Annotated in this window: 20 protein-coding genes and 3 pseudogenes; 18 read left to right on the top strand and 5 right to left on the bottom strand. The window is 42.5% G+C overall.

Features of this window, described 5'->3' with window-relative positions; genetic code table 11:
- Positions 1–117 precede the first annotated feature (117 nt).
- Complete coding sequence (locus tag AC3CH4_RS20835) at positions 118–534, top strand: VOC family protein (RefSeq protein WP_132762292.1); 417 nt, start codon at positions 118–120, stop codon at positions 532–534.
- A gap of 177 nt (positions 535–711) precedes the next feature.
- Here AC3CH4_RS20835 and AC3CH4_RS20840 read toward each other — a convergent pair whose 3' ends face one another.
- Positions 712–1,611, bottom strand: a complete 900-nt coding sequence (locus tag AC3CH4_RS20840; protein WP_081008954.1) for a DMT family transporter — start codon at positions 1,609–1,611, stop codon at positions 712–714.
- A gap of 269 nt (positions 1,612–1,880) precedes the next feature.
- Here AC3CH4_RS20840 and AC3CH4_RS20845 point away from each other — a divergent pair, with 269 nt between their 5' ends.
- Entirely contained in the window at positions 1,881–3,281 is a 1,401-nt protein-coding gene (locus AC3CH4_RS20845; RefSeq protein ID WP_488543725.1) for an alpha-amylase family protein, read from the top strand.
- Positions 3,282–3,373: 92 nt separating this feature from the next.
- Here the strand turns inward: AC3CH4_RS20845 and AC3CH4_RS20850 are convergent, their stop codons facing one another.
- A complete protein-coding gene (locus tag AC3CH4_RS20850) occupies positions 3,374–4,366 on the bottom strand; it encodes a LysR family transcriptional regulator (RefSeq protein WP_488543726.1) in 993 nt (330 codons plus the stop codon).
- Positions 4,367–4,466: 100 nt separating this feature from the next.
- Here AC3CH4_RS20850 and AC3CH4_RS20855 point away from each other — a divergent pair, with 100 nt between their 5' ends.
- A complete protein-coding gene (locus AC3CH4_RS20855; RefSeq protein WP_488543727.1) occupies positions 4,467–5,819 on the top strand; it encodes an MATE family efflux transporter in 1,353 nt (450 codons plus the stop codon).
- A gap of 183 nt (positions 5,820–6,002) precedes the next feature.
- Here AC3CH4_RS20855 and AC3CH4_RS20860 read toward each other — a convergent pair whose 3' ends face one another.
- Positions 6,003–6,440 carry a Spy/CpxP family protein refolding chaperone gene (locus tag AC3CH4_RS20860; RefSeq protein ID WP_488543728.1) on the bottom strand — a complete coding sequence of 146 codons (438 nt, stop codon included), beginning with the start codon at positions 6,438–6,440 and terminating at the stop codon, positions 6,003–6,005.
- A gap of 225 nt (positions 6,441–6,665) precedes the next feature.
- Between AC3CH4_RS20860 and AC3CH4_RS20865 the strand changes: the two genes are divergently transcribed.
- Entirely contained in the window at positions 6,666–6,911 is a 246-nt protein-coding gene (locus tag AC3CH4_RS20865; protein WP_004731665.1) for a hypothetical protein, read from the top strand.
- A 27-nt stretch (positions 6,912–6,938) separates the two neighbouring features.
- Here the strand turns inward: AC3CH4_RS20865 and AC3CH4_RS20870 are convergent, their stop codons facing one another.
- On the bottom strand, positions 6,939–7,136 hold the full coding sequence (locus AC3CH4_RS20870) for a hypothetical protein (protein ID WP_146456578.1): 198 nt from the start codon (positions 7,134–7,136) through the stop codon (positions 6,939–6,941).
- Positions 7,137–7,238: 102 nt separating this feature from the next.
- On the opposite strand from AC3CH4_RS20870, the gene AC3CH4_RS20875 reads away from it, so the two are divergent.
- From AC3CH4_RS20875 to AC3CH4_RS20915, 9 genes and pseudogenes are all read left to right on the top strand, one after another.
- A complete protein-coding gene (locus AC3CH4_RS20875) occupies positions 7,239–8,243 on the top strand; it encodes a response regulator (protein ID WP_004731662.1) in 1,005 nt (334 codons plus the stop codon).
- Position 8,244: 1 nt separating this feature from the next.
- Positions 8,245–8,682, top strand: coding sequence for a PAS domain-containing protein (locus tag AC3CH4_RS20880; protein ID WP_004731659.1), 438 nt, complete (start codon positions 8,245–8,247; stop codon positions 8,680–8,682).
- An 866-nt stretch (positions 8,683–9,548) separates the two neighbouring features.
- The gene (locus AC3CH4_RS20885) at positions 9,549–10,592 is read left to right on the top strand and encodes a GMP reductase (protein ID WP_009844818.1); all 1,044 of its coding nucleotides are present in this window, start codon (positions 9,549–9,551) and stop codon (positions 10,590–10,592) included.
- A gap of 92 nt (positions 10,593–10,684) precedes the next feature.
- A pseudogene (locus AC3CH4_RS20890) lies at positions 10,685–11,119 on the top strand (hypothetical protein); the annotation flags it as partial.
- Positions 11,119–11,315, top strand: a pseudogene (locus AC3CH4_RS20895) (hypothetical protein). The pseudogenes AC3CH4_RS20890 and AC3CH4_RS20895, both read left to right, overlap by 1 nt.
- Before the next feature lie 128 nt (positions 11,316–11,443).
- On the top strand, positions 11,444–12,076 hold the full coding sequence (locus tag AC3CH4_RS20900; protein WP_171313594.1) for a hypothetical protein: 633 nt from the start codon (positions 11,444–11,446) through the stop codon (positions 12,074–12,076).
- A 12-nt stretch (positions 12,077–12,088) separates the two neighbouring features.
- The gene (locus AC3CH4_RS20905) at positions 12,089–13,579 is read left to right on the top strand and encodes a hypothetical protein (protein ID WP_171313596.1); all 1,491 of its coding nucleotides are present in this window, start codon (positions 12,089–12,091) and stop codon (positions 13,577–13,579) included.
- Between the two features lie 195 nt (positions 13,580–13,774).
- Positions 13,775–14,032 (top strand): annotated as a pseudogene (locus AC3CH4_RS20910) (IMP dehydrogenase); the annotation flags it as partial.
- Between the two features lie 520 nt (positions 14,033–14,552).
- Positions 14,553–16,715, top strand: a complete 2,163-nt coding sequence (locus AC3CH4_RS20915; protein ID WP_488543729.1) for an AAA family ATPase — start codon at positions 14,553–14,555, stop codon at positions 16,713–16,715.
- Positions 16,716–16,922: 207 nt separating this feature from the next.
- Here the strand turns inward: AC3CH4_RS20915 and AC3CH4_RS20920 are convergent, their stop codons facing one another.
- Entirely contained in the window at positions 16,923–17,597 is a 675-nt protein-coding gene (locus AC3CH4_RS20920) for a glutathione S-transferase family protein (protein ID WP_488543730.1), read from the bottom strand.
- A gap of 496 nt (positions 17,598–18,093) precedes the next feature.
- Here AC3CH4_RS20920 and AC3CH4_RS20925 point away from each other — a divergent pair, with 496 nt between their 5' ends.
- From AC3CH4_RS20925 to AC3CH4_RS20945, 5 genes are all read left to right on the top strand, one after another.
- Complete coding sequence (locus AC3CH4_RS20925) at positions 18,094–19,191, top strand: ElyC/SanA/YdcF family protein (RefSeq protein ID WP_488543731.1); 1,098 nt, start codon at positions 18,094–18,096, stop codon at positions 19,189–19,191.
- 130 nt (positions 19,192–19,321) lie between these two features.
- Positions 19,322–19,573 (top strand): DUF2999 family protein, encoded by a 252-nt coding sequence (locus AC3CH4_RS20930; protein WP_009844829.1) that lies wholly within the window; start codon positions 19,322–19,324, stop codon positions 19,571–19,573.
- Positions 19,574–19,996: 423 nt separating this feature from the next.
- A complete protein-coding gene (locus AC3CH4_RS20935; protein WP_488543732.1) occupies positions 19,997–21,025 on the top strand; it encodes a DUF4382 domain-containing protein in 1,029 nt (342 codons plus the stop codon).
- Positions 21,026–21,199: 174 nt separating this feature from the next.
- Positions 21,200–21,928 carry a helix-turn-helix domain-containing protein gene (locus AC3CH4_RS20940; protein WP_488543733.1) on the top strand — a complete coding sequence of 243 codons (729 nt, stop codon included), beginning with the start codon at positions 21,200–21,202 and terminating at the stop codon, positions 21,926–21,928.
- Positions 21,929–22,013: 85 nt separating this feature from the next.
- Positions 22,014–22,931: a DMT family transporter gene (locus AC3CH4_RS20945; RefSeq protein ID WP_488543734.1), complete on the top strand. Its 918-nt coding sequence runs from the start codon at positions 22,014–22,016 to the stop codon at positions 22,929–22,931.
- The last annotated feature ends 2 nt before the right edge of the window (positions 22,932–22,933 follow it).

Consider the following 22,933-nt stretch of genomic DNA (forward strand, 5'->3'; position numbering starts at 1 on the left):
CAATTTGGACTCTAAAAACGTTCTCGAAAATAAACGTAAATTAACCCTTTACCTCAACTTAACTTGAGGTATTAGCATGTACAACGTTGCTTATGAGAATACTTTAAGGAGAGAAGAATGATCCAACTTGAACATGTAAATTTAGTCGTCAAAGACATCCCTGAAATGCTGACTTTCTACAAAGCGGCGTTCCCTCATTGGTATGTCCGTGATGAGGGGAAAGGGGAGTGGTCAGGTAAGCCACGTAACTGGCTGCACTTTGGCGATGAGTATCAATATATCGCAATGAGTGATCATGGAGAGGGTGAAAATAGAGACTTAGCCGGACACTCCGTTGGTCTCGCTCACTTCGCTTATGTGACCCATAATATTGAGAGTGTGATTGAACGCCTTATTGATGCGGGCTTCCCAATAGCCAAACCCGGAGCCGAAGAACCTTATCGTAAAAACGTCTACTTTGTGGATCCGGCAGGTTTTGAAATCGAGTTCGTAGAATACCTAAGTGATGATCCTAAACTGCGCAATGCTACGTAATAAAACTCATTAATCGAGTTGGTGTGTTAGAGCGAGTTTGTTCGAAATAAAACGTCTGAGAAAAGGTGCTAGGAAAGACTTACAGAAAAGGGCGTTGTGGAATAATCCGCAATGCCCTTTTTAGATCTATTTAATCGCTGATTGGCTAACTGGTATTCAGCTCTGTTATTTGGCTATCTACTTAGCTTTAAATGGGACCAATAACTGTTTACCAAACACATTGATTAGTGCGCCTGTCACGATCAGCCCACCACCTAGATATGTCCAAACCGATGGAATCTCATTGAACACCCAAACACCTAATAGTGCTGAGAATACGATCTGAACGTATGAGTAAGCTGAAGCTTTACCAGCCGCTTGAGTTTGCATTGCTTTGGTCAAACCGTATTGGCCTATTTGTGTGAAAATCCCCACCAGAACCAGCATCATGGTTAAGAAAAGGCTAGGCCACACAAAGTCGTTCCAGATCAGGGCGGTCGATATTGGCAGAGCGACCAGTGGGAAGTAGAAGATGATGACTGAGCTGTCTTCAGTTTGGCTAAGCTTTCTTACAATCACATAAGCAATTGAGCTACCAAACGCGCCACATAACGCCAGCATAATACTGAATAGCGGCAACTCGCTGCTCGCGCTGCTGTTCATGCTTGGCTGTACCATTACCGATAATCCCGCTAGGCAGAATACAATGCATATCATGGTCGACTTTTGGACGCGTTCTTTCAGGAACAGTACGCCAAGTAACGCAGTAAATACGGGATGCACGTATTGTAGAATGGTGGCTTCTGCTAACGGAAGAGTGGTTACAGCGTAGTAAACGCACATCAAGGCTGCGGTACCAACAGCGCCACGAACAAACAACAGAGGCTTGTTATTGCCCCAGATAGAAATGCCTTTTCGTTTAACGTCGATGTAGCTGATGATCAAAGACACCAAAGCCCTTGCTGCAACAATTTCAAATACAGGTATGCCGTAATTGCTAACGTATTTCACACAAGCTGACATCAGTGCGAATCCAAAAGCGGAAAGGATCATGAACCGAACCCCGACAGGGATCAGTGAAAAAGAGAAAGAAGGCATAAAAATATCAATTGGTTGAGGGGAAAAGGAATCATAACGTAGTTTAGAAGAGCCGACCAAAGCCTTTGTCCTGTTCTGGTCAACTTGATTCAATTAATTCTCATTTCAGTTCTGTTCAAAACTCATCCCGCATAACATCGGCGATAGCTCAGTTTTATAAAATCACCATCAACAGAAGGTGACGCTAATTCAACTCTGATTTATCCGTCGTTTTAATTGTCGTTCTTATTCATATCATTCTTGTGAATTTATAATGAGAGATATGTTCTATGAAACCAATCAATACCCTACTCATATCCGCACTTGCCGTTTGTTCTTTTAGCTCAGCCACTTATGCTGACACTATTTTGCATGCTTTCAATTGGAAGTATTCGGACGTAACGGCCAACGCTAATCAAATTGCACAAGCTGGTTACAAGAAAGTACTCGTTGCTCCGGCAATGAAATCGAGCGGCAGCCAATGGTGGGCGCGTTACCAACCTCAAGACCTTCGTGCCATTGATTCACCTCTCGGCAACACACAAGATTTAGCCGCAATGATTGCCGCACTTAAAGGTGTGGGTGTTGATGTGTATGCCGATGTGGTGTTGAACCATATGGCGAATGAAAGCTGGAAGCGAAGTGACTTGGATTACCCTGGCACAGAAGTGCTAAACGATTATGCGAGCCGTTCAAGCTACTTTGCTGACCAGACTCTGTTTGGCAACTTAGCGCAAGGTTTTGTCTCGGCTAACGATTTCCATGCCGCAGGTTGTATTTCAGATTGGAACGATCCAGGTCACGTTCAGTACTGGCGTTTGTGTGGTGCCGATGGCGATGTAGGTTTACCTGACCTTGATCCGAATAACTGGGTGGTTTCACAGCAACGTTTATATCTGAAAGCGCTAAAAGATATGGGGATCAAAGGTTTCCGTATTGATGCGGTAAAACACATGAGCCAGTACCAAATCGATCAGGTATTCACGTCTGAAATTACTGCGAACATGCATGTGTTCGGTGAAGTCATTACCAGCGGTGGAGCAGGAAACAGCGGCTATGAGTCATTCTTAGCGCCGTACCTGAATAATACTAATCACTCCGCGTACGATTTCCCACTGTTTGCGTCGATTCGCTCGGCATTCTCAATGGGCGGTGGCTTGAATCAGCTGCATGATCCTAAAGCCTACGGCCAAGCATTGGATGATAATCGCTCAATTACTTTTGCGATCACACATGATATTCCAACCAATGACGGTTTCCGTTACCAAATTATGGATCCACAAGACGAGCAGCTTGCTTACGCTTACATCCTTGGCAAAGATGGCGGTACGCCGTTGATCTACAGTGATGACCTTCCTGATTCTGAAGATAAGGATAACGGTCGTTGGGGCAATGTTTGGAATAGCTCAAATATGAAGAATATGTTGAGCTTCCATAACGCGATGCAAGGTAAATCGATGACGATGATTTCCAGCGACCAATGTACTTTGCTGTTTAAGCGTGGCAAAGAAGGCGTTGTTGGTATTAACAAGTGTGGTGAAACCCGTGGCGTGACGGTTGATACCTACCAACATGAATTCAATTGGAATGTTCAATACAAAGACGTATTAAGCAGCGCGACAGAAACCATTTCTTCTCGCTACCATACCTTCAATCTACCACCACGCAGTGCGCGTATGTTTAAGCTTTAATGCTCACTAAATAAAAGCGATAAACGACTGGTAGAAAGCATAAGCCGCAGCAAGTTCTGCGGCTTAGTTGTATCTGGGCTTACGGCTTACCGTTACTGATGATCGCTAATAACACCAAACCAATGATTCTGGTGAGCTAATGATTTCAGCAACTCGATCTCTTTTGTTGTCTCTTCCCTAAGCCATTCAATAAGGTCATTGATGATAGGTGTGTGAGTACGCTGGTGCATAAAGTAAGTCCAAGCACTGTGTTGGATCTTTGCATTCTTAGGGCAGTATAAGAAGCCTCGTTGGAGCTCTTGTTGTACTAGCAATAGATCTGTGACCGTAACGCCTTCACCGGATAAACAGGCACTGAGCGCCATATCTAAAGACAAGAAACTGGTATTTCTGACGGGTTTCTTTGGTGGGAATTCAACATCGGCCAACCACACTTTCCAGTCATGATGATCTAAGGTTGGATGGAGCCTTGGCAAGGTTAAGATCGAATCGAGGTCGGTGTCTTTATTCGTTAAGTTGGTCGAATTAGTTAAATTGGCAGAATTAGTTAAGCTAGTCGAGCAGACCGGCGCCATGAACTCTTCACGCAAGAAGGTGATGTCAGGTGCCTTGTCATAGCGTTTTTTGAAACGCGTGTGGAAGATCAGTAGATCATACTCACTACTATTAATCGATTCGTCTTCCTCAATCACAGGAACAATGACGATCTCATGATCTTGATAACGCTCGTTTAATTCCCGCACTTTAGAGATCAATACTCGCGTCGCGAAACTCAGGGTCGCTTTGATCACAATACGTTTCTGCTTGGGCTCACTCCAAGAGGAAATGACAGCTTCGATATTGGCGTAGCTATCACGCAAAGCCACATACAAATCATGACCTTGTTCTGTTAATTCAATCGCTCGATGCTTACGAATAACCAATGATGCGTTTAACTCATCTTCAAGCTGTTTGATCTGTCGGCTGATCGCACTTTGTGTCACATGCAGCTCTTCGGCAGCCAGAGTAAAGCTCATCAGCCTTGCTACAGCTTCAAAGGCTTTGAAACCATTATGTGAGGATGGCAAGCTAGGATATGGGGTCATAATTCGTTCGCATGAGTTTATGGAATGTTAGAGTCGCAAATTTATCAATTGAACGCTAGCCTCATCGATCGTATTTTGGGCGAAATTACCTGAGGCGCTCATGAAAAAAATACTCACTCTCGCATTCCCTTTGATCATTTCACAGCTGATCTCTATGGCGTTAGTCCTTACTGATGTTTGGATGATGTCGCGTATCAGTGTGTCAGCCCTTGCGGCTGGTGGCTTAGGCGCCTCTATCTACTTTTTCATCTTCATTATTGCGAGCAGCACCGTGGGTTGTGTCGCGAACCTGATCGCGATCGCTTATGGTCAGCGCGTAGCTCGTCCAGAGTTTGGTAACACGCAAATTAGATTGGCTGTGAAAGGCGCAAGCATGCTGGCATTCGTGCTCAGTGTGACCTTAATGGCCAGCTTCTGGTTTGCTCCGTTGGTATTGGAAGCAGCAAAACAGCCGCCAGAAGTGATCACCTTAGCCATGGAATATGTACACGCCTTGAAATGGGTGATGTTGCCTTCGCTTATCTTATTGGTGCTTCGTGGCTTAACCAGTGCGTTTGGTAATGTGCGCTCCATTCTTGTGATGTCGATTATCACCGTAATTCTGAATGTGCCAGTCAGCTACTTCTTAACCTTCCAATTAGACATGGGCTTAACGGGTTTAGGGCTAGGTACGGCTATCGCGGCATTTATCGTGATGGTTGGATACACGGTTTGGGTATTCAAACGTGATGAATTCAGGCAGTTCGCCCCTTGGTTAAACACAGAAGAGTATTCAATTAAGTTGATGAGTCCGCTTTTAATGATGGGTTTACCTATCGGATTAGCAGCATTACTTGAACATGGTCTCATTTACGGTGGCACTTTGATGGCGGGAACGATCAGTATTGCTTCTTTAGCCTTACACCAAATCCTGCTGCAATGCTTAAGCTTTACTTGGAACTTCAATTTCGGTTTCTCACAAGCTGCGGCGATTTTGGTGGGGCGTGATTTTGGTGCGGGTAACTACGAAGGGATCAAAAGAACCTCGATTCTCAGCTTTATCTTGGTGTCGGTGTTGAGCGTGGCGTTGTCTGCCGTGTTCATCATATGGCCTGAAATGATCGCTTCTCTCTTTAAGCTAGACGACGGCACGGGCGCGATGACTTCGTTATTGGCTTCTGTTATCTGGGTAGTCGCGTTGTGCTTCATCGTTGATGCTTGGCAGTTACTGGCAATTAACCTATTGAGAGGGATGAAGATTGTTTCAATGCCAACCGTGATGACAGCCATTGGTTACTGGGTATTTGGCCTACCTGCTGCTTGGTATTTGATGCCAAAATTTGAATTGGCAGGGATTTGGGGCGGAATCGGCGTTGGTTTAGGTGTAACGGGTATTCTATTGCTTATCCAATTGATGCGTGTCATTCAAAAGAACAACCAATCTCCAGATTTGTCGAATCATGCTTATACGTGATTTGCTAATGGTGCACTGAACAGCAAAAAGCCGCAGTCATTAAAGTGACTGCGGCTTTTTGTTATCTATTCAGATTCTGCCTTTTGGGGGAGGGGGAAGAATCAATATCAGGATTAGGTGCAGCTATTTTCTACTAGACGATTTATTGCCAGGCTACTTTCTACCAAACTGCTTTCTACCAAACTATTTTTCACCAGAGAGCGCAGACTTCATCATGGTTTTGAATTGCTCTTTCTGCTCTTCAGTTAACACATTATAAATGTTGTTCTTTAGACGCATCTCTTGCATCACCATCGACTTCTCGGTTGCTTGAACGGTGTCGATGATCTTTTCCATCTCGGCTTCATTGAAATCAGGTTGAGTCACAAGGCTGATCTGTTTCTTCTTGAGTTCTATCGCGCTATCCATGTCAATCTGTGTTCTATCAGATTGATAGCCTTCAACAAGGGAGATGACTTCCGCGTGTTGCTCTTCGCTTAGGTTTAAAGAAGCAATAACCATTTGCAGTGGGCTCACTGCGGGTTGTGGCGGTTGTTGTGGTGATGAAGCACTCACAAACGGAGCGGTAACGAGTAGAGCTGAAGCAGTTAATACATAAAGCGACTTTTTCAGTGATTTCATTGAATTTCTCCTGTTAGTGGAAACATGAGTATAGATTGCGAAGCTGAACTCGATATGAACACGCTGTTCAGTTAAGTACACGCAGCTAACTACGTTCAACTAAGAGCGTCCAGATTGGTATGTTCAGATAGTATAGGGCGGGTTAGACCTTGGTCTTACAGAAACCGAGCGCAAAGGTGACTAGAATGATTTGAGTTGCTCACCGTTTTATCAAGGAATACACAAATGGAAGTTGGATTGTTCTGGGCTGAAAAAGGAATGTTAGTGCTTGGCGCACTGTTTGTTTTGACGAGCATGATGCAGTACGGAAGACGCAGTAGCGATTGGAAGGGCGTGATTACGATGTTTTATAAGCGTATCCCAATGAGTATCGCGGAATACAAATGGTATCGTTTGGGTATCGCTTTATTGGTGTTTGCTGTGGTTATACGTTTCGCATTACTGATCTTATGGCCTTCATACCAGTTCTAGTTCTTCACACTACGTCTCTTATCATGGCTACATAAAGCCGATAAATGAATGAGTAAACCGAGCCTTAATAAACTCACTTATTAAGGCTACCATTTCATAAACTAGCTCTATTGTTCTATCAAAAAGTGCTATTACTCTATTATGATGAACGGTTATTACCTTTGTAGCATATTGTTTTTCATGAAGAATAATGCCAGATAATAGCTCACCTGCTTGTTCCATCATTCTTACTAATAATCTACACATAAATTCATTCACCCCGTACCTGATACTATAATGTTCTGTTACACTCGTCCGAATTAGCTTTAATTTGTCGGTGGTGCATTTATGTCGTTCCCAGTTCTTATATGTGATGATTCTGCGTTAGCAAGGAAGCAGATGGCTCGATCACTGCCTAGTTCTCTAAATGCAGATATAACTTTTGCTGTTCATGGGCTCAATGCACTTGAAGAGCTCGCTCAAAACCAATTTAAATTGATGTTCCTCGACCTCACCATGCCGGAATTAGACGGCTATGGCACATTGGAAGAGATGCAACGTTTGGGTGATACCACACCTGTTGTCGTTGTTTCGGGTGACATACAACCAAAAGCACAACAGAAGGTGTTGGATCTCGGCGCCAAAGCGTTTTTACAAAAGCCGATCGATAAAGAAGCGCTAAAAGCTATTTTACGTGAGCATGTTGAGCCGCCAAAACAGCCTCAGATCATTACTCCAACCGCTTTAGAACTGCCAATACTTCGCAGACGCGATATCTATATGGAAGTGGCGAACGTAGCGATAGGCCGTGCAGCTGATGCACTGGCTCGTCACTTTAATGTATTTGTCCACTTACCACTGCCGAACGTCAACATCTTCGAAGTGAGTGAATTGCACATGGCGCTTCGTGACCTAGCCGACAACGACCAAGTGTCGGGTGTTTGCCAAGGTTTTAGCGGAGAAGGCATTGCAGGCGAAGCATTAGTTTTGTTGAGTGACTCCAGCGTGAGCGACCTTAAAAAGCTCATGAAGGTGCCAACTGAAAGCGAGCAGCTAGAAGAGTTAGAGCTACTGATGGATGTGTCGAACATCTTAGTCGGCTCATTCTTGAATGGGTTAGGGGAGCAGTCAGAAGTTCGTTTCTTCCAGAGCTCTCCTGTACTGCTAGGTCAACACATCTCGATTGATTCTGTGATTGAAAACACCAGTGGTTCATTTAAGAAGACCATGACTTTCGAAGTCAGCTATAACATTGATGGCACTTCTATCCGTTGTGACCTTCTGTTTATGTTTGTCGATGAGTCTCTGCCTCTTCTAGACAACAAATTGGCCTACCTAATGGAGGAGTTTTAATATGCTGAATCTTCCTGCTGAATTTGAACAGTTCCACTGGATGGTGGACATGGTTCAAAACGTCGATATGGGGCTGGTGGTCATTAATCGTGACTTTCAGGTACAAGTTTGGAATGGCTTTATGACGCACCATAGCGGTAAGCAATCGCATGATGCGATCGGTAAGTCGATCTTTGAGTTATTTCCTGAGATCCCAGAAGAGTGGTTTAGACTGAAAACCAAGCCAGTCTATGACCTAGGTTGCCGCAGCTTCATTACATGGCAACAAAGGCCTTATCTGTTTAAGTGCCGCAATGTTCGCCCTGTAACTCAACAAGCCGATTTCATGTACCAGAACGTGACGCTGAACCCAATGCGCTCACCAACAGGGCAAGTCAGCTCATTGTTCTTATCTATTCAAGATGCGACCGCTGAAGCGTTAGTTTCTCAAAAGAACTAGCACTGCTCTATTCACTAAACAGCACTTTTCTATGTGCGTATTAGTATCAGTCTGATCAGCGAATAAAAATGGCTAAGGTTTACCACTTTAGCCATTTTTTTGCTTTCTATTCTTCAAATCTAATCTTTCCCCTAGTTTTTCACGTCAACCAATCCTCTTTTACTAAGCGCTTTGCTGAATGTTCCTGGTTAAATGAACGAAAGGGCAGCCACGAAATGTGCTTTTGGAACGGTAATGCTACGGGTTAATAGAAATTAGATTTATAAAGTTTGAGCTTCAAAGCATTATTTAATGGAGTGCAAGGGCTGGATTCTCAAACCCAAGTGAATCTCGACCTATAAATCGGCCCCATGGCACAGTGCTTTTCCAAATTGAGGCGAACTGACAAGGTGATGAGATTGCCGGATTTGGTCGAAAACAAAGAAAATTTGGGAAAAAATCGAATTTATTTAAGAAAAAAGACATTTTTTTGTTGGAGAAAAGTGTGATTTTTATGTGATTTCGAGGCATTTTCTTCACATTATTGCTTAATGAGGGTGATATTGAGTGAGATAGGGAGGAAAACGATTGCGCAATAAACCGACAGCGTTTGCGTGAATAGTTCGCTAAGTTATTAATTAATAAGAATTTAGTGGGAAAGTAAAGCTGAGGGGTTTGAAGCAGGTATGGAATCTTTGAGAGGATAGCACAAAAAAAAGTGAAATATCAGACTTGCTGTTACTAAATCACGACCTATAATGCTGAAAACCGGAGCGTCTGCCAACGCTCCGGTTTTTTTGTGTCCGAAGAAAAGTAAACTCGTCTGCCAACGGTTTTACTACGCATTTCGCGAGAGACACATAATTTTATGAATCAAGGAAAACACCATGCGTATCGAACAAGAACTTAAGTTAGGTTTCAAAGATGTACTCTTCCGTCCGAAGCGTTCTACCCTTAAAAGCCGTTCTCAAGTTGAATTAACCCGCGATTTTACATTCAAGCATAGCGGTCGTCAATGGTCTGGTACTCCAGTAATTGCAGCGAACATGGATTCGGTAGCAAGCTTTGAAATGGCAGCCGCTCTAGCAGAGCACGGTGTTATGACTGCAGTACACAAGCACTACACAGTAGAGCAGTGGGCTGAGTTCGCTAAAACAGCAGACAAGAAAACTCTGAACAACGTATTTGTATCAACGGGTACGTCTGAAGCTGAGTTCGAGAAAGTTAAGAAGATTATGGCGCTTAGCGAAGAGTTCGTATTCATCTGTATCGATATCGCTAACGGTTACTCAGAGCACCTTGTTGAGTTCGTACAGAAAGTACGTGCAGAATTCCCGACTAAAGTTATCTCTGCTGGTAACGTTGTAACAGGTGACATGGTTGAAGAGCTAATCTTAGCTGGCGCAGACATTGTTAAGGTTGGTATCGGCCCTGGTTCTGTTTGTACTACACGTGTTAAAACAGGCGTAGGTTACCCTCAACTTTCTGCAATCATCGAGTGTGGCGACGCAGCACACGGCCTTGGCGGCATGATCATCGGTGACGGTGGCTGTTCGTGTGCGGGTGACGTATCTAAAGCGTTCGGCGGCGGTGCTGACTTCGTAATGCTAGGCGGCATGCTAGCGGGTCACTCTGAGTCAGGTGGTGAAGTTGTAGAGCAAGACGGTAAGCAATACATGAAGTTCTATGGAATGTCGTCTCAGTCAGCTATGGACAAGCACTCAGGTGGTGTTGCTAAGTACCGTGCTGCGGAAGGTAAAACTGTTTTACTTCCATACCGTGGTTCAGTTCACAACACAATTTCTGACATCCTTGGTGGTGTACGTTCAACTTGTACATACGTAGGCGCAGCAAAGCTTAAAGAGCTAACTAAGCGTACGACTTTCATCCGTGTACAAGAGCAAGAGAACAACGTATTCGGTAAAGAGTAATCTGAACGAGTTCGAATAGTTTGAAAATCAAGAGCCGCTTTTTTGCGGCTCTTTTTTTTTGTCTGGGGACAAAAGCTACGATTGTTGTGCTACTAGAGTTGCTGGAAATCGGAAGTATTGTTGAACTTGGTTTCATGCTCGGCCAACCGGATAAGCCCTTTATTCGATGCGTGCTGCCACTTGGTTTCAAACTGCCTGGCATCAAAGAAGGCGAAAGACGATACCTGCAGCGCAAAGGCGTTTTGACCAGAAAGGTAACTTTGAACGTAAGGCAGACCAAGCCGACAAGCTTGAATGCCTCGCTCAACAAATCAAAGTGCTAGAAGATCGAGGCTCTGAAATTGGTGGTAACCACACTGAAACCGTCAAAGGCGATAGAATCATCAAAGTTAAGAACATCACTGAAGACGCTGACACCATAAAGTTTAATGGCGGGGGAAGGCGTTTGTACCGGCGCGAGCATTTGCCCTTTCATGGGAAAACCGCATGTCGATGTATCATCCACCGTTTATGCAGGGAAAGACTAATGGCATTAAGTAAACATCATTGAAACAGAAGCTAGAAACCGAACTGAAAGCCAAAGGCTTTGTGCTTGATGGCGAGTTCGCCATGGCAGGCATGGTGGTGGAAGCCATTGCGAATGCTGTAGTAGATGAGATCACTCAGAATGCACAGGTAGAGGTTATCGAGGGGAGCTCGAAAGGTAATTACCAAGTGAGGTAGTTTTAGAAATTATTTTCCAATCAAATTATATACCTAGCTCACATTCAGCGTGTGTATCGGTATGGTATTTTTATCTTAGTTATCAGTTGGCTTAGGCTGTTTATTGAACAATACAAAAGGATAATAATATGAGTTTTTGGAAGGTGCTAGGTGGAGCCGCTATTGGAGTTGGTGCAATTGCAGCAGCCCCTTTTACTGGCGGTGGTTCATTACTTGGAGCTGCCACATTGGCAGGCTCTTTGGCGGGAACCGCGACAGTTGCTGCAGCTGTTGGGGCTGGCGTAGCTGGTGCCGCAGTAGGTGCCAGCTTTGATGGTGATGATGATGCCGAAAAACGAGGAGAAGAAAAAGCAGCCGCTAAATATGAAGCTAAATATAACAAAATTGAATCTGCTTTCAAAGACGCAGAGAAAAGGCTTAACGATACGGATGATTACTTTAATCTTCTAATCGCAATGGAAGCTGTGGGACTAGCATGTGCCGCTTGTGATGGCGAGGTATCTCAGGAAGAACGAGTTGAAATTGATGAATTTATTTCTGGCGTGATGAGTAGCTCTTTACCACCACATATTAAAACCAAAATAGATAGTATTGCGAATAACCCACCAAATATTACTACTGCTTATGAATATGCCAGCAAAGTGTCTCCAGAGTCTATGGGGCTATTCGAAGAGATTATTGATGTGGTAATGCATGCTGATGATTATGTGCATGAAAACGAAAAAGCATTTTTGGAAGCTTGGAGAAAGCTTGTTGCTTGATAAGGAGTTTTTATGACAACTAGAGCAAAACGATATCAGCAAAGAAAGGCCAATCGTAAAACGTTTCGTGAAACAGCCCATATCAATGAAGTTGCTTCTCAGGAGTTGGTCTCCCAGTTTTTGTCAGAAGAGTCGGATAGCAGTTTTTCTGACAAAATGTTTTTTGTTAGTCCAACTTATGATTTGGAAGTGACAGAGCAAGAAGTAAATGATTCGCTAAACATGTTAGACCGTTCATTTACTAAAGATAAGTACGATGTTCTTTTTGAATCTAGCAAAGAGGTTTTAATTGATCAGCTTTTGTCGCCACTGAAATTGAGTCGTGCAGACCTAGAAGGTGTAGATAGGAATTTTGAATACAACCGAGTTGATTATACCAAATCACCTAAAAGTGTAGGCGGGCAGGGAGTTTCATTTGATACTCAAAAAAAACGAAGTAAGTTAGATGCCACGACCCCCGAAGGGCAAATTAAAGATATCAACACGGGGGACTATCATGATTCGTCAGTTATGGATTTCGATCATAATAAGCCATTAAAGAGCATGCATGATGACGGTGGTTTTATGTTATCTGATGCGAAAAAAGCGGAATTTGGCGCAGACTCTGACAATCATAGTTTTACACATCAAAGTATAAATCGCTCTAAAGGTGATAAAGACCATAAAGAGTTTGTTGAAGGCTCGAACAATGGCGACCTTGATAAAAGACGTACTAACGCAGTCCATGCTAGAGGTGAACAAGCTGCGGAAAAATACGTTCCTTCTGACCCGCTTGAAAAAACGATTTGGATAGCAAGAGAAGGAGCAAAAGATGGTATCAAAACTGGAGCTAACCAAGGTCTTCAACAAGCGTTAGGAGCTTTGCTTTCAGGTTTTATATCGTCTATTTTTGAAGAGGTTAAAGATGTTATTTCTAATGGTTGGAAAAATGGTGAATACAGTGACTCATGGTTAGGTGTCCTAAAAGTCAGGCTGGGAAGAGTTGTTACTAAGGTATTAGGTCAATGGAAAAATGTTGCCTCAGCTTTTTCTACAGGAGCGATTTCCGGGTTACTTTCTGCGATTTCTACTGCTGTTATAAACATGTTCGTGAGAACGAGCAAGAATGCAGTTAGATTGATTAGAGAAGGTTTTATGTCTCTAATGAAAGCGATTAAAACCCTGATATTTCCTCCTGAAGGTATGACAATGAACCAAGCTGCTCATGAGGCTAGTAAAGTCTTTGCTACTGGTTTAGTGGTTACTGGCGGGATACTTGCGACTGAGTCTATCGCTACTTTTATAAATGGTATTCCTTTTGCTGATACCATCGCTATGGTTATAGGAGGACTGTTATCTGGTTTAGGTTCCCTGTTTGTTGTGTACTTACTGGATAAGCTAGATCTTTTTGGGGTCAATGCAGATGAACGTCATGAGTTTATCATTGGTACTTTAGAGCCAAGAATTGATAGTCGTATAGAGAGTACGGAAGCAATTATTAACCGACTGAATTTAAGTTATTAATTCTGGAAAGTGAAACGATGGCGGTATTACCTAGGTATACCGCCTTTTTGTTACTCAGTCACTGAGAAGTGGCGGCAAAAATGGCGGCATTCATTGTAAAACAGCGTTATTTATGGGTGTAAATCGTCGTTTTTACTGTTTTTATATACATAGGTGTCAAGTTAACTAATTGATTTTATTTTGATTGTTGTGCTTTTTGTTAAGTTCTACGGCATGTCTTCACAGTCGGCTATGGACAAGCACTCAGGTGGTGTTGCTAAGTACCGTGCTGCGGAAGGTAAAACTGTTTTACTTCCATACCGTGGTTCAGTTCACAACACAATTTCTGACATCCTTGGTGGTGTACGCTCAACTTGTACATACGTAGGCGCAGCAAAGCTTAAAGAGCTAACTAAGCGTACGACTTTCATCCGTGTACAAGAGCAAGAGAACAACGTATTCGGTAAAGAGTAATCTGAACGAGTTTGAATAGTTTGAAAATCAAGAGTCGCTTTTTAGCGGCTCTTTTTGTTTTGGGACTTATAAAAACGTTATTTGATGGGCAGCCTACGCCATCCAATCAAATCCCTTGATCAAGTTGGGCAAAATAAAGTGTATGAGTTATTTCAATGTTAGACGTTCACGCAGAACATTATTGCCCCAAACTTTGTTAGAACGCCTTCAACTATAACGGTGCTAGTGAGGAGTCTTAAGGTTCGGCTTAACGTGTACTCTGGTCACGCTGGCAAGATATTGACGAGTGGGATGGGGCGGCGAGGCTGAGTCCTCCCTCAATGTTAGCGACGTGGTAGGTAGCACATGAAACTATTGGAACGACGGGATTATTACTCTTGATATCTTTAGAGCAATCCTTTATTACCAACATAATGTTTTGTTGGTCAGGTACTTACATCAACCTTAGTCTAAGTCACGTAAAGCTAGTTTAATTTATGATAGCGTTGTTTCATAATGTTTGATGCTATGGAGCTTATGCGTGATAACTGAAATTACACTTGATGGCGTGGCGAGTTATAAGAAGAAAGCGATTCTCACCACTGATAAAAAAGTCAATATTGTTTATGGCCTCAATGGGTCCGGTAAAAGTACTTTCTCAAATTATTTTTATGATCTAGATAATCCCAATTACAACCAATGTAGCCATCGTGTTGGTGATGCTTCTATCCTTGTGTATAACCAAAGCTTCATTAAAGAAAACTTTTATGACAAAGATTCGCTGAATGGCATCTTTAGCCTATCCAAAGAAAATAAAGATGCAAAAGAAAAAGTCGAAGCTGTAACTGTAGAGATAGGAAAGTTAGCAAAAGACAAGGAAGCCTTACAAAAAGAAATTGATGCTCAAGAACTGCTTATAACGACAGCGAAGCTTAAGGCTCAAGCTAAAGCGTGGGAAATAAAAACAAGTTACTCTGGTGGTGATCGAGTTCTAGAGTTTTGTCTGAAAGGGAGAATGGGAGGTAAAGAGCCTCTATTTAATCATCTTGTTTCAATTCCTTTACCGCAATCCAAACCAACAAAAACGGTTGCTATTTTAAAAGACGAAGCCAATGCAATTGGTGGTGATACTGCAACGAAATATTCAGTCCTTAGTAAGCTAAGTTCATACAAATTGCGCGATGAAGATGTTACTTCGCTAAAAAATATCATTGTGGGAAGTGATGACAGTCCAGTTTCAACATTAATTTTGAAATTGCAAAACTCAGATTGGGTAAGCGATGGTTTAAAATACATTGAAAATATTGAAGATGATCAGTGTCCTTTCTGTCAGTCAAAGACAATAACAGAAGCATTTACTAAACAAATTAAAGACTATTTCGATGAGTCTTATCAAGATAGTGTCAATGAAATTAAAGGTATTAAGTCTCAGTATGAAACAAAAATAACTCAATTTGCTAGTTTAGATGAATATAAACAAAACCCTTTTTCAGCGTCTAATCTTATAGATTTGGTAAAGTATCACGGTCAAGTTCTCAATGGACTCAAATCAAACCTAACTTCAATTCAAAAGAAGGTATCGAACCCAAGTTTAAAAGTAGTTTTGACCGATGTATCTGAACCTGCTGATAATTTTAATTTATTGATAGATAAAATTAACAAAGAGATTGGCGAGCATAACGCACGTATAGATAACTCTTCTGCTGAGTTGGCTAAAATTAACGAACAATTCTGGATCATATTGAGATATGAATATGATCAGACGATCAGTGCTTTCTATGATGTAAAAAGTAGTGCCGATAAGGTGATCGATGAAAAGCAAAAAGAGCTGAAAGAGAAAACAAACTTACAAAGAGAAAAAGATACAGAACGAGTTAAGCACCAAAAATCTACGGTTAATATCGAAGATGCAATTTATAACATAAACCAAGGCTTAACTGAGATTGGCATTATGGATTTTCATATAGAAAGGTATGAAGATGACTTATATCGTCTTGTGCGTGAAGATGCTAACGACAAAATTTTCTCTTCTTTAAGTGAAGGCGAAAAAATGATTATCAGCTTTCTTTATTTTAGGGAATTGTTCAGAGGTAAACAAAGTGCAACGGAAGGGCAGGTTAAGAAAATTGCTATTATAGATGATCCTGTATCAAGCCTTTCACACATCTTTGTATACAACATAGGACAATTATTAAAAAATGATTTCTTTAACTCAACATCGGTAGAGCAAGTTTTTGTTTTGACCCATAGCTTGTATTTTTTCTATGAGTTAACGGATGCTAATCATACAAGACGTAAGGAAAATCAGAATCTTTTCCGTCTATCTAAGAATACCATTGGTAGTTCAATTAACGTTATGAAGTATGAAGAAGTTCAAAACGATTATCAGTCATACTGGTCTGTGATTAACGATGATAAACAGCCACCAGCTTTGATTGCTAATTGTATGAGGAATATCATTGAGTATTTCTTTAACTTTGTCCAAAAAGAAGATTTAAGTAATGTAATTCAAAAGCCAGAATTGAAGGAATTAAGGTTCCAAGCATTTGTAAGGTACATCAACAGAGAGTCTCACTCATTAGGGCAGAACATCTTTGATTTTAAAGAATTTGACTATAACGATTTTAAAGAAGGTTTAAGATTGGTGTTTGATGTAACAGGTTATAATTCCCATTACAATAAAATGGCGAAAATTAAGGCTTAGTTTCCCACGACAGCACTGTAGATAGGCTGTATTTAAACTATTGTTGTGTAAGAAAAATAGAGTAGGACTTTATACTCTTTGTATCAATTCACAAAAATATCAACTTGTGCTTTTTCAATATGATTTGAACATAAAGAGCCGCTTTTTAGCGGCTCTTTATGTTTGAGTTTTAGCTATCACTCAGTAGAGCATTAACTCTCAATTTTTCTACTTCGCATAATTCGAAGGAAACAGTGCTCGTTTCGCTTCTTCATCACGTTCAGTTTTAAATTCAATGCCTTTGCCGATTTCGCGAGCGCGCAGTGCAGCAGGGCGGGCGTTGATTGCATCGAACCAACGCTTCAAGTTCGGGTAAGGTTCTAGGCCTTCTTCACCAAGCACGAAAGGTGCTTTATCAATCCAACCCCATGCCGCGACATCGACAATGGTGTACTCATTTCCGACGATAAATTCACGACCTTCCATGTGCTTGTCTAACACTTCGTAATGACGTTGTGCTTCGCGTAGATAACGATTTACCGCGTAATCTAAGCCTGCTGGTGCAGCATGGCGGAAGTGTACCGATTGACCCGAATAAGGACCAAGACCGCTCGCGATAAACATCATCCAAGATAGAAGTTCTGCTCTGTCTTCTGGTTGTCCCGCTAGCTTGCCAGTTTTCTCTGATAGGTAAAGAAGGATAGCGTTAGAGTCGAATACACGTTGTCCATCGTCTTCAATGGCTGGTGTTTTACCGTTCGGATTAATCAAACGATATTCCGGCGTGTGTTGCTCGCCTTTTAAGGTATCAACAGGAACAAGTTCAAAATCTAGGCCGGTCTCTTCTAGAAACAGAGCGATCTTCATTGGGTTGGGTGTTTGGTGAAAATAGAACTTAAGCATGGGGTAACTCCTTGTATTGGTAATTCATTAAAGCATCACTTGAACGGTCGTTCAATAATTGATTTTAATTTATTTGAAAATCGGTTGATGCGTGTTTTAAATCTATGCGCTTAAAACTTCGTTATTAGAGCGAGAAGGGAATCGAGCGATTCAGTGTGTTGGATTTTAAGTTGTTGAAAAAATGAGCTTAAAGTTGCTGTTTGGGCGTGTTGTTTTCTGCGGAGTTTGGATTTGTGATGGGTGGTTTTCGGTGGAATAGGGCGTATGGATTCCGCAGTTAGATATTCCAAAATTACCCGTAAATTCCCCTCGAAACCAAAATTATCTCGATGCGCAGGCTTACTGGTAAGTTCAAAATCGTGATCTGTTGCCACACCTTATGCAACAAATGAATATTAACCTTGGAGATTCTGGTGTGGTTCACGGTTTTTTAATCTTGGGGGCTTACATTGGGGAGCAAATCTGATGTGAACACTTAACGACACAGGATCTTTCCATGAAAAAGAACATTATCGCCCTTGCTCTTGGTGGCATGCTTGCTTTTGGCGCAACACCTTATTCTTTTGCTGCTAACGATGGCGCAGTACAAGCTTCAGCGGATTATGCGCAGTTGGTGACTAAGCGACAAGTTGTCGACCAACTACTTCTTGATGCGTTGCAGGCGTTTAAGTCTCCGGCAAGAATTTCTCACGCGGGCTTTACGGCTAAAATGCCAAGCAACATGGAGATTGTGACTAACCGATTGTTAGAAGCTTACCAGCTAGAACCTTACCGTACTGATTTGTTGATCTCGGCAGCGAACGCTCAGATCTACAACAAGAACGCAGAGCGCGCTATTGAGTTGTTTGAACAAGCACTGACGGTTGCGCCAGACGATGTCGATCTTCATGCTTACCTTGCGGTTTGGCAAAGATTCGATGGTAATGATAGTGAATCCAACAAGCATATGCAGAAGCTTGAGAGCCTGAACAAAGGCAAAGCCGAAGACATCAAACGTATCTTTGCTACGGTCGATCGCGTATTAGAAACACCGTTGAAAGAATCAGCAGATAAAGGGCTACTGAGCGATCACGGCGCGATAGTTACTTTGGGTTACGCGCTGAACCCAGATGGTTCAATGCATGAGATCTTGATTGAACGTCTTGAAACCACATTGGCAATGTCTAAAGCCAACCCGGATGCGATGATTGTGTTAACCGGCGGCGTGCCTAAGAACCATAAGACAGAAGGCAAGTTAATGGCGGATTGGCTTATCTCAAAAGGGGTAAGCAAAGACCGCATCATTGAAGAGAACTACGCGACCAGCACGGTAGGCAATGCCTTATTCAGTAGCTATGCGCTTGCTCGTCATGATATTAAGCACGCGACCATTATTAGCTCGGCAAGCCATGTTCGTCGTGGTCAAACTCTGTTTGAAATTGCTAGCTGGCAAACTGGCCCTCAGGGCATTACCTTCGATACGGTTTCTTACCCAGATAAGCCGCTAGAAGATCTTAAGAAAGCGAGCAGTGGTGAGCTTCTAGGCATCTACCGTGACGCACTGAGAACGTATGGTATGTGGAGCTACCGTTCTTACCCATTAGAGTCTCGTTAAGCCCAAGCATTATTTGCGTTTGGGAAAAGCACAGATCGCGTTCAACCAAAGCTTCACTTGTTAGTACAATCGAGCACAGCTAGATGGTATGCTGTGCTCCTACTTAATTTAGTGTTTCAAAGGCAAAAAAATGAACCCGATTTTAGCAATGTTGAAAGAGAACAATATCAGCGACGAGCAGATCAGCGAGATATTCAAGACGTTGACCGAGAACCCTCTTGCAGCAATGGCGACAATCAGCCAACTTGGTTTACCACAAGATAAGCTTCAAATGCTGATGGGTCAGGTAATGCAAAACCCTGCGCTAATCAAAGAAGCAGTTGAAGAGCTTGGCCTAGATTTTTCTAAGGTTGAAGCCGCTAAAGAGCAACTTCAAAAATAAGTGAGTTTGAATGAGCTGATATCGTCTTAGCTTAATCAAAATTCAATGAAAAGGTCGTTTAAGTTCAGCAACAGGCTGTCTTAACGGCCTTTTTTGATCTTGGTGGCGATTATTCACTTTGATCAAGTTGCTTTCAATCCCTGCCTCCCATTTTCTACTCAACGACTATTTCAACACAATTGACAGCACCTTTGCCAAATATGTGTTGCTACTGACAATTTGCTTACTAGACTTAATTAACCTATGTGCGACTTGATATGTGCACCTTGATGAACAGTTTTTTTTGGATGAGGAATGCCCTGAATAGTAGGGATATAAACATCAAACAATAGCGCTGTTTATTTATGGGTCACAACAAGAAAAAGAATAAGAGGGCACTCGAATAAGCCCTTTATTGAGCAGTGATTTTATAGGAAATGAGTTATGAAATATTTAAAGGAAACGGCTTTAGCGAGCCTTGTGTTGGCAGGGCTTGTTGGTTGTGGCGGAGACTCAGGATCATCAAGCAGTACGACACCCATTACCTTGAGTGTGAGTGATGCGCCCATTGATGATGTTAAAGACGTCACCGTGACATTCAGCAAGGTGGCTTTACTTCCTCAAGGGGGAGGTTCGCCACTGATTTATGATGTGTATAAAACGGACGAAAACGGCGACTACGTTGATGAAAATGGCGATCCATTACCTGATGGCGCAGATCCTATTCCGTTAAGTGTTAATTTATTGGATTACCAAGGCAGCGATGCGCTCCCTTTGATTGAAAATGAGGTAGTTCCGGTAGGCAGCTATAAGTTGTGTGTGTTTGCGAATGATGGCGATCACCCAACAGATCCATCTTACGTGGTAGAAAATGATGATACGAATCGTGAGTTAACGGTGAAAGGTGAAGGCGCGTGCCCGCAAGGCGTGGGTAAAGAAGATAATGCTGGCGTACTTTACTTTAATAACTCATTTAATGTGAATCAACAAAGTAACGATTTTGTTGTCGAGTTCGATCTTCGACGTGGCCTAAAGAACAGTTCAACTCTCCCTGATTACACCATTCAAAGAACGTCTGTAAGCCTTATTAATACGGTTGAGACAGGAAACATTGAAGGTACTGTAGCGACAACAACTTTTGGAGCTTGTAACCCTACAAATGACAATACCTTCGTCCAATCGGTTTATTTGTATGAAGGTGACATCGCTAAAGCTAACATGGCTCCGATTGGCGGCAGTGATGAAGTGAAACCGATCACTTCAGCGTCAGTGGCAATGAATGAAGCACAGACTAACTATGAGTTCTCTCTGGGCTTCATTGATCCAGGTACTTACTCATTGGGTTATACCTGTACTGCGCAGTACGACAGTGATGAAGACAATGCTGATCCGGTTGCTGATGGTTTTGAAATCTATGATGTTCAAAATAGTGTTCAGGTAGTGGTTGGTCAGGATAACCAAGTATCGTTTTAAATCTTTGACGTGATTAAGCATTCGAATAAATACGGCCTCTTATTTGGAGGCCGTTTTTGATCATGTCACCTAGCAAGCATGAATTTGATGCGCATTGAGTGTGACTCTAGGGAAGTGATAATGTAACGTTGTATCTCTTACTCTAACTTAGCGAAATGTACTCCGGCGTTGATTATGAAATCTAGCTTAAGCATTCGATCTTACACCAAGCAATTTAATACCCATGCTCATGATTACCATCATCAACTGGTATTGCCGATCCAAGGCAGTATCAATATCGAAATGGTGGGGTATGTCGGTAAAGTGGCGGTGGGCGAATGTGTGGTGATTCCGGTAACCACAGCACATGCGTTTAAAGCGGACGAAGCAGCGCGGTTTATTGTCGCGGATATGGCTGTGTTGCCTCAGCATTTGTTAGAGCACGAGCTCTCGGTTTTCACGATAACGCCACCTTTGATGAGCTTCTTGTTGTTTGTTGAGAAGCAGCTGGAATATCAGGTCGATAGCGGTATTGAGTCATCCATCTTGGATGTGTTTTCACTGCTGTTAGAGCAACAACAAGTGAGCAAGAGCATCGACCCAAGAATCCGCGCCGTACAAAGGCTGATAGCGGATAACTACACGCAACCGTTATCCATATCACAACTTGCAGAAACGGCCTGTTTGAGCCCTACTCAATTCAAAAAACGCTTCAAAGAGTGCTTGGGTATCAGTGCGCTTAAATACATCACGCGATATCGTATGGAGAAAGCTCAAGCCTTGTTAACCCACACAGATTTACCTGTTCAATTGATAGCCGAAAATGTGGGTTATAGTGATGTTTCTGCTTTCAGTCGTCGTTTCTCTCAGCACTTTGGAATGTCTCCAAGGGCGTTTCTAGGCTCAATGAAAGACAGTCTTTAGAAACAAAAATAGCGTCCTTTCGGCAAACTAACTTCTATCAATCTTCACTATTATCTATTTCAGAACTGAAAATTGGGTAATAGAAATGAATCTTGCCATCAATCGCGTTAACGAATTCCAAACGGGCACTTTAGCCATTTTGTTTGCTTCCATTTTATGGGGCACGACAGGCACCGCCGCAAGTTTTGCGCCTGATCTAAGCCCATTAGCGATTGGTGCTTTCTCTATGGGTGTCGGCGGCCTAATGCAAGCGGGCTTAGCGTATCGAAAAATCCTATTAGCCCTTGATAAACTTTTGCAGAATAAGAAGCTGTTGGCAGTGAGCGCTTTGGCTTTGGCGGTCTATCCTTTAGCTTTCTATTCTTCAATGAAATTATCAGGTGTGGCGATTGGAACCGTGGTTTCGATTGCGACCGCACCTTTCTTTTCGGCACTGTTAGAGTGTCTGATTAGCAAAAAAAATAATATCAACAAACGTTGGCTCACTAGCTTTGCGATTGGTGTGGTGGGTATTGGGTTGTTGGTGTTTTCTGAGTCTGAATCGGTGAGTGAATCCGCTGATGATTTGAAGTTATTCGGCATAGCTTTAGGTTTGCTCGCTGGGTTGTGTTACGCCATTTATTCTTGGGCGACCAAAGCACTGATCGATAAAGGGATTAAGTCACAAGCGGCGATGGGCAGTATTTTTGGCCTGGGTGCGATGCTGTTGCTGCCAACGCTCTGGTTTACTGGTGAGAACCTGTTTTCCTCGCAGATTAACGTATTAGTCATCAGTTATCTGACGCTAATCCCACAATGCTTGGGCTATATCGCGTTCAGTTTTGGTTTACGCCACGTGACCGCGAGTAGTGCCAATCTACTTACTTTGTTTGAACCGGTAGTCGCAGCGGTGCTTGCCGTCTGTGTTGTCGGTGAGCTGATTCCTTTTACAGGCTGGCTAGGTATGTTTCTGATTGTGTTGTGCTTGTTGATACAGTCGAAGCCATCTAAAGGAACGTTATAAGT

Source organism: Vibrio sp. QJM3NY_26, from assembly GCF_057786005.1.

Bases quoted from the DNA above. Each gene is read 5' to 3' on its own strand.
- AC3CH4_RS20875 (WP_004731662.1), top strand. From the start codon at position 7,239: ATGTCGTTCCCAGTTCTTATATGTGATGATTCTGCGTTAGCAAGGAAG.
- AC3CH4_RS20885 (WP_009844818.1), top strand. From the start codon at position 9,549: ATGCGTATCGAACAAGAACTTAAGTTAGGTTTCAAAGATGTACTCTTC.
- AC3CH4_RS20855 (WP_488543727.1), top strand. From the start codon at position 4,467: ATGAAAAAAATACTCACTCTCGCATTCCCTTTGATCATTTCACAGCTG.
- AC3CH4_RS20935 (WP_488543732.1), top strand. From the start codon at position 19,997: ATGAAATATTTAAAGGAAACGGCTTTAGCGAGCCTTGTGTTGGCAGGG.
- AC3CH4_RS20850 (WP_488543726.1), bottom strand. From the start codon at position 4,366: ATGACCCCATATCCTAGCTTGCCATCCTCACATAATGGTTTCAAAGCC.
- AC3CH4_RS20925 (WP_488543731.1), top strand. From the start codon at position 18,094: ATGAAAAAGAACATTATCGCCCTTGCTCTTGGTGGCATGCTTGCTTTT.
- AC3CH4_RS20900 (WP_171313594.1), top strand. From the start codon at position 11,444: ATGAGTTTTTGGAAGGTGCTAGGTGGAGCCGCTATTGGAGTTGGTGCA.
- AC3CH4_RS20920 (WP_488543730.1), bottom strand. From the start codon at position 17,597: ATGCTTAAGTTCTATTTTCACCAAACACCCAACCCAATGAAGATCGCT.
- AC3CH4_RS20945 (WP_488543734.1), top strand. From the start codon at position 22,014: ATGAATCTTGCCATCAATCGCGTTAACGAATTCCAAACGGGCACTTTA.
- AC3CH4_RS20930 (WP_009844829.1), top strand. From the start codon at position 19,322: ATGAACCCGATTTTAGCAATGTTGAAAGAGAACAATATCAGCGACGAG.
- AC3CH4_RS20940 (WP_488543733.1), top strand. From the start codon at position 21,200: ATGAAATCTAGCTTAAGCATTCGATCTTACACCAAGCAATTTAATACC.
- AC3CH4_RS20840 (WP_081008954.1), bottom strand. From the start codon at position 1,611: ATGCCTTCTTTCTCTTTTTCACTGATCCCTGTCGGGGTTCGGTTCATG.
- AC3CH4_RS20870 (WP_146456578.1), bottom strand. From the start codon at position 7,136: ATGATGGAACAAGCAGGTGAGCTATTATCTGGCATTATTCTTCATGAA.
- AC3CH4_RS20905 (WP_171313596.1), top strand. From the start codon at position 12,089: ATGACAACTAGAGCAAAACGATATCAGCAAAGAAAGGCCAATCGTAAA.
- AC3CH4_RS20865 (WP_004731665.1), top strand. From the start codon at position 6,666: ATGGAAGTTGGATTGTTCTGGGCTGAAAAAGGAATGTTAGTGCTTGGC.
- AC3CH4_RS20835 (WP_132762292.1), top strand. From the start codon at position 118: ATGATCCAACTTGAACATGTAAATTTAGTCGTCAAAGACATCCCTGAA.
- AC3CH4_RS20880 (WP_004731659.1), top strand. From the start codon at position 8,245: ATGCTGAATCTTCCTGCTGAATTTGAACAGTTCCACTGGATGGTGGAC.
- AC3CH4_RS20860 (WP_488543728.1), bottom strand. From the start codon at position 6,440: ATGAAATCACTGAAAAAGTCGCTTTATGTATTAACTGCTTCAGCTCTA.
- AC3CH4_RS20845 (WP_488543725.1), top strand. From the start codon at position 1,881: ATGAAACCAATCAATACCCTACTCATATCCGCACTTGCCGTTTGTTCT.